This is a genomic window from Coleofasciculus sp. FACHB-712 (assembly GCF_014695635.1).
GTDB lineage: Bacteria > Cyanobacteriota > Cyanobacteriia > Cyanobacteriales > FACHB-T130 > FACHB-T130.
The window spans coordinates 1-9277 of the sequence record NZ_JACJOQ010000480.1 but is presented as its reverse complement, the minus strand read 5'-3'; the positions used below and the strand labels follow the sequence as shown (position 1 = coordinate 9277).

The 9277-nt window shown below is 47.8% G+C and carries 8 protein-coding genes and 1 pseudogene; 6 read left to right on the top strand and 3 right to left on the bottom strand.

Annotation, left to right across the window (positions count from 1 at the left end; all coding sequences use genetic code 11):
* Nucleotides 1–111: 111 nt before the first annotated feature.
* Both H6F50_RS15715 and rpe read right to left on the bottom strand, forming a co-directional pair.
* Nucleotides 112–741, bottom strand: a pseudogene (locus H6F50_RS15715) (serine/threonine-protein kinase); the annotation flags it as partial.
* Nucleotides 742–878: 137 nt separating this feature from the next.
* Nucleotides 879–1586: a ribulose-phosphate 3-epimerase gene (gene rpe, locus H6F50_RS15710; protein WP_190414261.1), complete on the bottom strand. Its 708-nt coding sequence runs from the start codon at nucleotides 1584–1586 to the stop codon at nucleotides 879–881.
* A gap of 187 nt (nucleotides 1587–1773) precedes the next feature.
* On the opposite strand from rpe, the gene H6F50_RS15705 reads away from it, so the two are divergent.
* From H6F50_RS15705 to H6F50_RS15680, 6 genes are all read left to right on the top strand, one after another.
* Nucleotides 1774–3402 (top strand): S8 family serine peptidase, encoded by a 1629-nt coding sequence (locus H6F50_RS15705; RefSeq protein ID WP_347275916.1) that lies wholly within the window; start codon nucleotides 1774–1776, stop codon nucleotides 3400–3402.
* A 288-nt stretch (nucleotides 3403–3690) separates the two neighbouring features.
* Nucleotides 3691–4971, top strand: coding sequence for a serpin family protein (locus H6F50_RS15700; protein WP_190429413.1), 1281 nt, complete (start codon nucleotides 3691–3693; stop codon nucleotides 4969–4971).
* The gene (locus tag H6F50_RS15695; protein WP_190429411.1) at nucleotides 4968–5366 is read left to right on the top strand and encodes a hypothetical protein; all 399 of its coding nucleotides are present in this window, start codon (nucleotides 4968–4970) and stop codon (nucleotides 5364–5366) included. Before H6F50_RS15700 ends, H6F50_RS15695 begins: the two co-directional genes overlap by 4 nt.
* Before the next feature lie 412 nt (nucleotides 5367–5778).
* On the top strand, nucleotides 5779–7185 hold the full coding sequence (locus H6F50_RS15690) for an LCP family protein (protein ID WP_190429410.1): 1407 nt from the start codon (nucleotides 5779–5781) through the stop codon (nucleotides 7183–7185).
* 157 nt (nucleotides 7186–7342) lie between these two features.
* The gene (locus H6F50_RS15685; RefSeq protein WP_190429409.1) at nucleotides 7343–7792 is read left to right on the top strand and encodes a hypothetical protein; all 450 of its coding nucleotides are present in this window, start codon (nucleotides 7343–7345) and stop codon (nucleotides 7790–7792) included.
* Between the two features lie 161 nt (nucleotides 7793–7953).
* On the top strand, nucleotides 7954–8325 hold the full coding sequence (locus H6F50_RS15680) for a hypothetical protein (RefSeq protein ID WP_190429408.1): 372 nt from the start codon (nucleotides 7954–7956) through the stop codon (nucleotides 8323–8325).
* Here H6F50_RS15680 and H6F50_RS15675 read toward each other — a convergent pair.
* Nucleotides 8312–9265, bottom strand: coding sequence for an alpha/beta fold hydrolase (locus H6F50_RS15675; protein ID WP_190429412.1), 954 nt, complete (start codon nucleotides 9263–9265; stop codon nucleotides 8312–8314). The two genes, H6F50_RS15680 and H6F50_RS15675, sit on opposite strands and share 14 nt — an antisense overlap.
* Nucleotides 9266–9277 lie beyond the last annotated feature (12 nt).

The following is a 9277-nucleotide window of genomic DNA, read 5'->3' as shown; positions in this document are numbered from 1 at the left end:
TTGGCTGAGCGCTATCGGAATCGACGGCGGCACTTTACGCGCCGAGTGCATCTACTCGCAGGCATCATCAACTTTGAGCTAGCTCTGGTTAGCTGATTCGTGCAAGAGGTCTAATGTAGCGGCTAGAGCATAGACATCAATATATTCTCCCCGTTCGGCATTGGGGATATATTGTTCGGGTGGCGCGTAGCCAGGAGTAAGATTTTCTGTATGCGTCTGGATAGCATTGGGGATAAATTCTCTGGCAATGCCAAAATCAATCAGCACGGCTTCTGATTTACCAGCGCGTAACATGATGTTATTGGGCTTGAGATCCCGATGCAGCAAGCCGCGTTCGTGAATCTCCGTTAAAGCGTCGCCAATTTGCCGGATGTATTGCAGCGCTTCCGGTTCCGATAGTACGCCGATTCGGAAGACTCGCTGATCTAAGTCTTCGCCTTCGATGTATTCCATCGCTATGCAAGGCAGATTTCCCTCATCGAAGACATTTTCTATCTGCACAACATGAGGGTGGCGACATAAAGCCAGTCGCAGCGCTTCATCCCGGAAATCTTGCCGTAGTTTTGCTTGGCGCGGTATCCAAGCGGGATGATTGAGAATTTGTTCTCTCAGGGTTTTAATTACCCGCAGTTCGCCGCGTTTATTTCTGGCGAGATAGGTAATGCCGATACCGCCTTCGCCTAGCCTCTTTTCGATAAAATAGCGATCGCCAAACAATGCTTGCCCATCTGTCCACACCATCTTTCACGATTGCCAAATGCTGGTACTTATTCTGGCACGCTTCTCCTAATAACAAAAAAAGCCCGCGATCGCAGGCTTTTTTCATCTAGTAGGAATGCGATTCATCGCGTCTCTACAGGCAAATTATTAAATTCTTTCTACACAGTCGCTAATTCTGGTGAAGGACGCTTACTATTGCGAATCCCTTCAATTGCCTGTGCATAATCCTTCGCCTTAAACACAGCAGAACCAGCAACAATTGCATTCGCTCCCGCTTCCAAAACCTGCCAGGTATTATCTACTTTTAGTCCGCCATCCACTTCAATCCAAGGGTCAAGACCGCGTTCATCGCACATTTGACGCAACTTCCGGATTTTCGGCACCATCTCTGGGATAAAACTTTGACCGCCGAAACCGGGGTTAACGCTCATAATTAATACCAGGTCGCAAATCTCCAGCACATACTCAATCAAATCCAAAGGAGTAGAAGGATTGAGAACAACACCCGCCTTTTTACCCAGTTCCTTGATTTGTCCTAAAGTCCGGTGCAGATGCGGTGAAGCGTTGTGTTCCGCATGAACGTAGATATGATCTGCCCCCGCCTTCGCAAAATCTGCGACATACTTTTCTGGTTCCACAATCATCAAGTGGACATCCAGTGGCTTTTGGGTAACAGGACGAATCGCTTCTACAATCAGCGGACCAATTGTAATATTCGGAACAAAGCGACCATCCATCACATCAACGTGAATCCAATCTGCACCGGCGGCATCCACCGCCTGAATTTCCTCTCCCAATCGACTGAAGTCAGCTGATAGGATTGATGGAGCGATAACAATCGGCTTCTGGGATGGCGTTTGGGTCATGGTTATTTATACTCTCTTGCGTCCTCGTCTGGTATTCAGTTTAACAAAAGACGTGGCAAGCCTTAAAAAAGTATGAAGTATGAACGATGAAGTGTGAATTTAACCTTCAATCTCTAACCTTCAACCTTGAAACTAAGATTTTCAACCTTCAACCTTCAACCTTCAAAACTTCAGTGGAGAAGCTTGCGTGGCTCACCAGCAGATTTTTAAAAAACTAACATGGCTTGTTTGGGGGCTGGGAATTACCGCGTTAACCGCTCCTTCCTCTCTGGCTAACGAAACCTCATCACTAGGAGAAGCGGGCATTGATGCTCAAAGGCTACACGCTGCTCCTTATAACTTATTGGGTCGTAAGATTGCTATCGGTCAAGTGGAGATTGGAAGACCGGGACAATTTGGTTTGGATAAAGCGGTTTCCCGGAATCGAGCTTTCTCCTTGATCCGAGTCTTTTATCGAGATGCCCCAGCCAAAGCAGATAGTAATGTTGATGGGCACGCAGCAATGGTAGCAAGCGTGATGATTAGCTCGGATAAAGGTTTACCAGGCGTGGCACCGCAGGCACGACTTTATGCTTCAGCGGTTGGCGCACCGCAAAAAACAGGTCAACCGGAAGAGTGCTTATCCACGCAGTATGTGGCGATGCAAAACGGGGGCGATGTTCGGGCAATTAACTTTAGTTTTGGAGAGTCTCTGGAGCGAGATTCTCGACCGAACCCGATTCTGGATGGCAACGCTCTGTTAACCCAGTGTATTGACTGGTCTGCTCGCGTCCACGACTCGCTTTATGTAGTAGCGGGGAATCAAGGGACTGGCGGGATTCCGATTCCCACCGATAACTATAATGGCGTCAATGTTGCTTACACAACGCGCCGCGAGGGAATTTTTACGAAAGTAGATTTTGCCAACTTGAGCGCTGCGCCTATCGGGATTGCGAAGCGTCTGCTTGACCGGGAAATTAATGTTGGCCCCCGTCGCTCGATTAGTTTAGTAGCACCCGGTAGCCAGATCGAGGTATTAGATATTAAGGGTAAGGAAAGTCGGGTTACGGGAACGAGTTTTGCGGCTCCCCATGTCACCGCATCTGTCGCGTTATTACAAGAATATAGCGATCGCCAACTGCGAACACAACAGCCCAACTGGACTCCAGACGCCCGTCGTCATGAAGTTATGAAAGCTGTGCTGCTGAACTCCGCAGAAAAAATCAAAGACACTGGCGATGGACTGCGCCAAGCGATGAGTCGCACAATTTTGACTAAAGATAACCGCGACTGGTTAGCCTCCGATGCTTACAAAGACCGGAAAATCCCATTAGACTTCCAAATGGGTACCGGACAGATGAATACTTTTCGGGCTTACCAGCAATTTAGTCCCGGTCAGTGGAATTCTGAAAAGCCGGTGCCGTTGGTCGGTTGGGATTACCGCACAGTGAAGGAGTCTGCATTTCAGGATTATGTCTTGAACCAACCATTGCAGCAAGGGAGTTTTGCCTCGATTACGCTCGCCTGGGATAGGCGCGTGGAGTTACAAGATCAAAATAACAACAAGCAGTTTGATGTTGGGGAAAGTTTTAGCGATCGCGGCTTAAACAATCTCGATATCTACCTGATGCGAGCCGAAGATAATGATATCAGCAAGAGTATCTGGTCTTCGGAAAGCGATGTTGATAGTGTAGAACACATTTTTCAGGAAATTCCTGCCACGGGTCGCTACAAAATTCGCGTCCACTATCGTCAGAAATTCAATGAAAATACTCAAGCCTATGCCTTAGCTTGGTGGACGGTACCGGCGAAAGAGCTACTCAAAGGGAAAAATTAAACATAGAATCGCGATTTGAGATTGAAGAATATAGGGGTGCGTTTAACAAAATATCGCGCCTTCTATAGACACGCTCCTTAAACCTTCTTCGATCCAGTTCATACCATTTCACTTTATGTCTGCCACAAATACGTCTATTGCCCCCCTTTTGAAGGGGGGTTGGGGGATCGCAAATGTGACATCAAAATAGTAAATTGGTATCAGTTGCCAAAACCGTAACCAGTGGAACGTCCCTGGCTGTTAGCCGTCATTCTAGAAAAGGAATGTTACGGCAATATAAACAGCTATATGAAGCGACCAATGTTCAGTTTAATGGTAGCGATCGCATCAGTCAGTATCATCCTATTCGGTTTACTGGGATGGTCGATGGTCAAAAATCCGCAGGCTGCAATGGGCGAACCCAGGCAGCCTGGAACCTCTCCTACCATCAGTCAGCGCCAGAAGAAAACCGTGGATTCGAGACTGGTTGCGGCGAATACAAAATTTGGGTTCAAACTATTCCAGGAAATTTTAAAAAAGGACAGCGGCAAGAATATTTTTGTGTCGCCTTCTAGTGTAGCGATCGCACTCTCGATGACCTACAACGGTGCTAGCGGCGATACTCAACAAGCAATGGCAAAAACCTTGGAATTGCAAGGATTAAGCCTACAAGAAGTCAATCAATCCAATGACGCCTTGAAAGCGCTCTTAGAAAATCCAGACCCCCAAGTGCAGCTCACCATTGCCAACTCTCTTTGGGCAAAGAAAGGCGTCTCTTTTAACCCAGATTTTCTTCAAAAAAATCGCCAATTTTATCAGGCGCAAATTGCAGAACTAGACTTTAGAAAAACCAGCGCTATATCTGACATTAATAACTGGGTAAAACAAAATACTCGCGGTAAAATCAATTCAATCGTCAACGAAATTCCACCCGATCAAGTGTTATTTTTGATCAACGCTCTTTACTTCAAAGGGACTTGGACAAAGAAATTTGACCAGAAGCAAACAACAACTGAACCGTTCTACCTTTCCGATGGAACTCAGAAACAACACCCAATGATGTCTCAAAGGGATAAATATAAATACTACGAAAACGACCAGTTTCAAGCCATTAGTCTACCCTACGGAAAAGGAAAACTTAGCTTATATGTTTTTCTGCCAAAAGAAAATTTTAAACTTACAAATTTTTACCAGCAGCTAAATACTGAAAACTGGGAGGAATGGATGACTCAATTCAAAACGAAACCGGGATTCATCCAGATGCCTCGCTTCAAAATGGACTACGACATAGAACTCAACGACGCTCTCAAAGCGCTGGGTATGGAAGTAGCTTTCGACTCAAATGCTAATTTTACTCAGATGAGTTCTATCCCACTCCAGCTCAATCAAGTCAAGCACAAAACCTTTGTGGAAGTGAACGAAGCAGGAACCGAAGCAGCCGCAGTCACTGCCGTCGGAGTAATGACAACATCTGCACCGATGCCAGAGGAACCCTTCGAGATGATTGTTAACCGCCCGTTTTTCGCTTGTATTCGAGATAATCAAACTGGAACCGTTCTATTTATGGGGTCTATTGTGGAACCAAAATGAAAGACATTGACCCGTTTGAAAATCAAGACATCAAGAGGGACAGGTTGGAAACCCCACTTTACCAACTGTTTATCTATTTGATTCCTGTAGTTGGCTTTTTCCCGGCCCTCTGGACGTTATACCGACGTGATAGCAACCGGCAACAACAAACCGTGAGTAGGCTGTCAGTGACGCTGGCTCTCGGTTGGCTGTTGGCATACGGTTTATTGGGGGCTGGAGTTGCACAAGCTTCAGAAACTTTAACCCTGCGTTTGTTATTTATCAATGGTCTATTGACATCGGGTTATTTTTTGGTCAGCTTATGGTTGATGGTGCGTCTGTGGCAACGGAAGTCTGTACGTATTCCGGGTGTTAGCGGGCTTGCGGAGGGAGCCGTTCGCAAACACTTGTCCTAAACGAGCGTGTATTGGTTCGCCTCAGCTTGGGACGAGGCAAGAGAGGTTGTAGGCGCACAGTATTTTTTTAAAGAAAGCAACCGGAGTTACCAGTGCAACCCATTTGTATCCGGATGCTTTCCTTGAACAAAAGTAAGGAATGGGGAAGGTTGAATGAAGATTCGGCCTATGCACTTGATAGCTGGTTCTCCCTCTAGCCTACGCATCTCTATCGAAATGAGGTTAAACTCTTGCCAGTGTTTGCCTGATTTTGCAGTAAATCGGTAGAAAAACTGCTATGAGTGTTCTAGTGCAATCCTTCTTAAGGACGGATTTTGTGAGAAATAAACGTCCCAGCTCCAGATTGCCAGATTCCGCGCCCCTACCTTGAACACAAATTCGTGTTATCTTTTTTGCGTGTGTGAGGAAGCCAGTGTCAGCCCGAAAAATTCCTGAAAAACGCCCGTGGGGGCAAACATCCAATCAACCCATCAAGAAAAGGCCTGTTCAAAAACGAAACCAGGTGAACTGGCTTTGGCTTGGGTTGGGCTTGACTGGGGTGGCAATGCTGTCAGCAACTGCGGGAGCTTTGTTAGCCGTGTCTTTTTCCAGTACGCCTTTGCTGCAAAGCCAGCTAAGTCCGGAAGAAGCTGCGGTGTTTGATGGCGATCGCATTTCCCGCACCAGTATGCGATTGCCAGAACTGACCCGCCCGGTAAATATCTTAGTCATGGGAATCAAGGTCATCTCCTCCGACCTGGATAACCCTCCTCCTGAAACGAAAAATCTGGGATACCACGCCCTGGTAAACTCCTTCGAGGGTCTATCAGATACCATGCTCTTGCTGCGGTTTGACCCGGAGGCGCAAAAAATCGCGGCTTTATCAATCCCACGGGATACCCGCACCTTTGTGGAGGGCGTCGGCGTTACCAAGATTAATGCAGCGAATCTTGAGGGGGGGCCAGCCCTCAGTGCTAAGGCAACCAGCGAACTCCTCAGCGGCGTGGGAATCGATCGCTACATCCGAATTAACGTTCAGGGGGTAGAAAAGCTGGTGGACGCCTTGGGTGGCGTTACCGTCTATGTCCCCAGGGATATGAAATATCGAGATGATAGCCAGCACCTGTACATCAACCTGAAAGCAGGAAAACAACATCTCAATGGCAATCAAGTGCTGCAATTGCTGCGCTTCCGCTATGACAAGTATGGCGACATCGGTCGGATTCAGCGGCAGCAAATGGTAATGCGGGCACTGATGGAACAAGCACTGAATCCAACCACTTTAGCGAGAATGCCGAAGATTCTTTCGGTTATTCAGTCGCATATTGACACCAACTTAACGGTTGAGGAGTTACTAGCCCTGGTTGGCTATGGTGTCAAGACCGACCGTTCCCAAGTGCAAATGTTAATGGTACCGGGTGACTTTAGTGGCAGTGGGCATCATGAGGTAAGTTACTGGGTGCCAAATCGCCGCCGCATCCAGACGATGATGGCGCAGCATTTTGACCAGGGATTGGACGGTGGTGAAGCAACTGACCCAGCCTATATCCGGGTAGCGATTCAAGATAGTACAGGTGATATGAAGGCTGTCCAATCTTTAATCAACACGCTAAGGAATGCTGGCTACCGAAACGTCTACGTTGACGACCCGTGGCCCGAACCGTTGCGGGTAACGCACGTAGTGGCTCAACAGGGAGATGGAAATAGTGCCAAAGCCATCTACCGTTCGCTGGGATTCGGGGAAGTGCGGGTTGAAAGCACTGGCAACCTGGTTTCGGATGTGACGATTCAGCTGGGTCAGGACTGGCTTAAGCGGAGTGCTAGTCGGGACTCTTTTTAAATGGGTGATTGGTAATGAGAGTTTTGAGTTTTGAGTTGAAGAGAGTTCTTTAATTTAAAATTCAAAACTTAAAACTTTTTCTCAGCTACCAATTCCCAAACAGGGGATTTTTGTAGTATTAGTGGCTGCTTAGAAGTGCCGAGGGGCGATCGCTTAGATGTCTGTTGACTTCCTGAGATTGATTCCAACGGCTCCACAGCTTGTACCCAATACCGCAGCGCAACAAATGACCTTGCAATTGCTCAAGTCTTTTGTCCCGCAAGCAGATCGGGTGTATCTCAGAGTCACAGATGACGTGGAATTTGTTGACCCAGGCAGCAACTTGGAACAAATCTTATGTCCTGTCTGTTTATCCCACCTGGAAACTCTCTGGTGGCAACAAGCTATGGACACCGCATACGGCACAAGATTCAACGATCTGATGGTTATCGTGCCTTGTTGCGGTATTGTCTGTTCGTTAAATGACTTGCGGTATGAGTGTCCCGCTGGTTTCGCTCGTTTTATCTTAGAAGCACGCCACCCTAACACTGACCTTGACAAGAGCCAGCTTCACTTGCTAGAGCAAACACTGGGATGTCCATTGCGAAAAATATGGGCGCACTATTAAGTTGATAAAGGTGCAGCACTGATGCCACAATTCCAGCACTTCTAAGTATTTTCAGATGATTCTAGAGTCTGCGGGTCGGTAAATTTTTCAGCCCCTTTTTACAAGGCTACTTTTAGAGTTTTGTGCCATCCTCGACTTGTGTCGTTCCAGGTAGTTTTCCGATGAATCAGCTTTCAGGAACCTTATTGAGTCTTCTGTTGATGGCCTCTTCAGCGCCTCGACCTGCCCAGCTGTTGAAGGTGTTTCCCCCTGAAGAGTCAACACAGACTTATGTGCAGTATGTCGCGGCTGCATTGAGCTTTAGATTAGGGGAACAGGCCGATCCTAGATCGGTGCAGTTGTTTGTTGATGGGGTAGATGTTACAAGCCAGTCTCAAATTGGCAACACCCGCGACTGGCCTATTAGCCACCTCGAAATACGTTACACTCCCAATTTCTCTGAGTCAGGGACTCATCGCGCTGAAGTTCGTTTTCGGATTCTAGATGGCAAAACGAAATCATATCGCTGGTCTTTCTCTGTCAAGTCTCCTTGAGAGAAGTCAATTCTGTGGTTAATGTGGCTGAATGCTGCAATATCCAATCCTGCAAAATCGGGTTAACTAACTCAGGCGCTTCATCTTGGGGACAATGACCGACACCTTCGATGGGAATAAACTTCTCAATTTTGGGGTAATTGGCAAACTCTCGCCCCAGTTCTATGGGTTCCCAAGGATCTTCCGTTCCCCAGAGTATGATTGTCGGGCAGGGCAAAAGGGGCAGCAGGTCTTCCGGCAGGGGCCCTTGAGAATAGCGGGTAAAGGCTACAAAAACGTCCACAGCCCCCTCATCAAACGCGGGTGCCATGAGCATATCCACCAGTTCGTCTGTCACCGCTTCCGGATGCTTGTAGGCTTGCAGGAGAACCTTTCTTACCACCTTCGGCTTGGCAAGTTGGCTAAAGAAGAATTTGCCAATCCACTTAACTGCCAGCAGTCGTTGAACGATAGGTGCCCCAAAGCTGCGATACCAGGGCAACTGGGCGCGTTTGCGGTCGTGCAGCAGCCGCAGAGAGCAGTTAATGAGGGCAGTTCCCAAGACAATATCTGGGTGATCGACTGCTGCTTGCATTGCCACAATACAGCCAATGGAATTTCCGACTAAAAAAACGGGGCTTCCTACCACCTCGCGGCAAAAATCAGCGAGTTGCTGTCCCCAAGTTTCAAAGGTGTAGGAAATCTTGCCCCCTGGGGTGGGTTTCGCGGAACCACCAAAGCCAATTAAGTCAATGGCATAGACGCGGCAATTTTGAGCCAACACCGGGATGTTTTTGCGCCAGTGCCCCCAAGATGCCCCAAATCCATGTACCAGCACAACCGCTGGCCCTTGAGTTCCCTGAGTCTGGTAGCAGATGGGAAAACCTTGCCAAGTCCAAGTTTTCGTGACGATATGGGCAGCCGTAGGTGCAGTTGGAGTGGTGGAGGAAGATGGAGTCATGGGATAGATAGC

Excerpts from the sequence above, each read along its gene's own strand:
- H6F50_RS15680 (WP_190429408.1), top strand. The coding sequence starts at position 7,954 with ATGAATCAGCTTTCAGGAACCTTATTGAGTCTTCTGTTGATGGCCTCT.
- H6F50_RS15700 (WP_190429413.1), top strand. The coding sequence starts at position 3,691 with ATGAAGCGACCAATGTTCAGTTTAATGGTAGCGATCGCATCAGTCAGT.
- H6F50_RS15695 (WP_190429411.1), top strand. The coding sequence starts at position 4,968 with ATGAAAGACATTGACCCGTTTGAAAATCAAGACATCAAGAGGGACAGG.
- H6F50_RS15685 (WP_190429409.1), top strand. The coding sequence starts at position 7,343 with ATGTCTGTTGACTTCCTGAGATTGATTCCAACGGCTCCACAGCTTGTA.
- H6F50_RS15675 (WP_190429412.1), bottom strand. The coding sequence starts at position 9,265 with ATGACTCCATCTTCCTCCACCACTCCAACTGCACCTACGGCTGCCCAT.
- rpe (WP_190414261.1), bottom strand. The coding sequence starts at position 1,586 with ATGACCCAAACGCCATCCCAGAAGCCGATTGTTATCGCTCCATCAATC.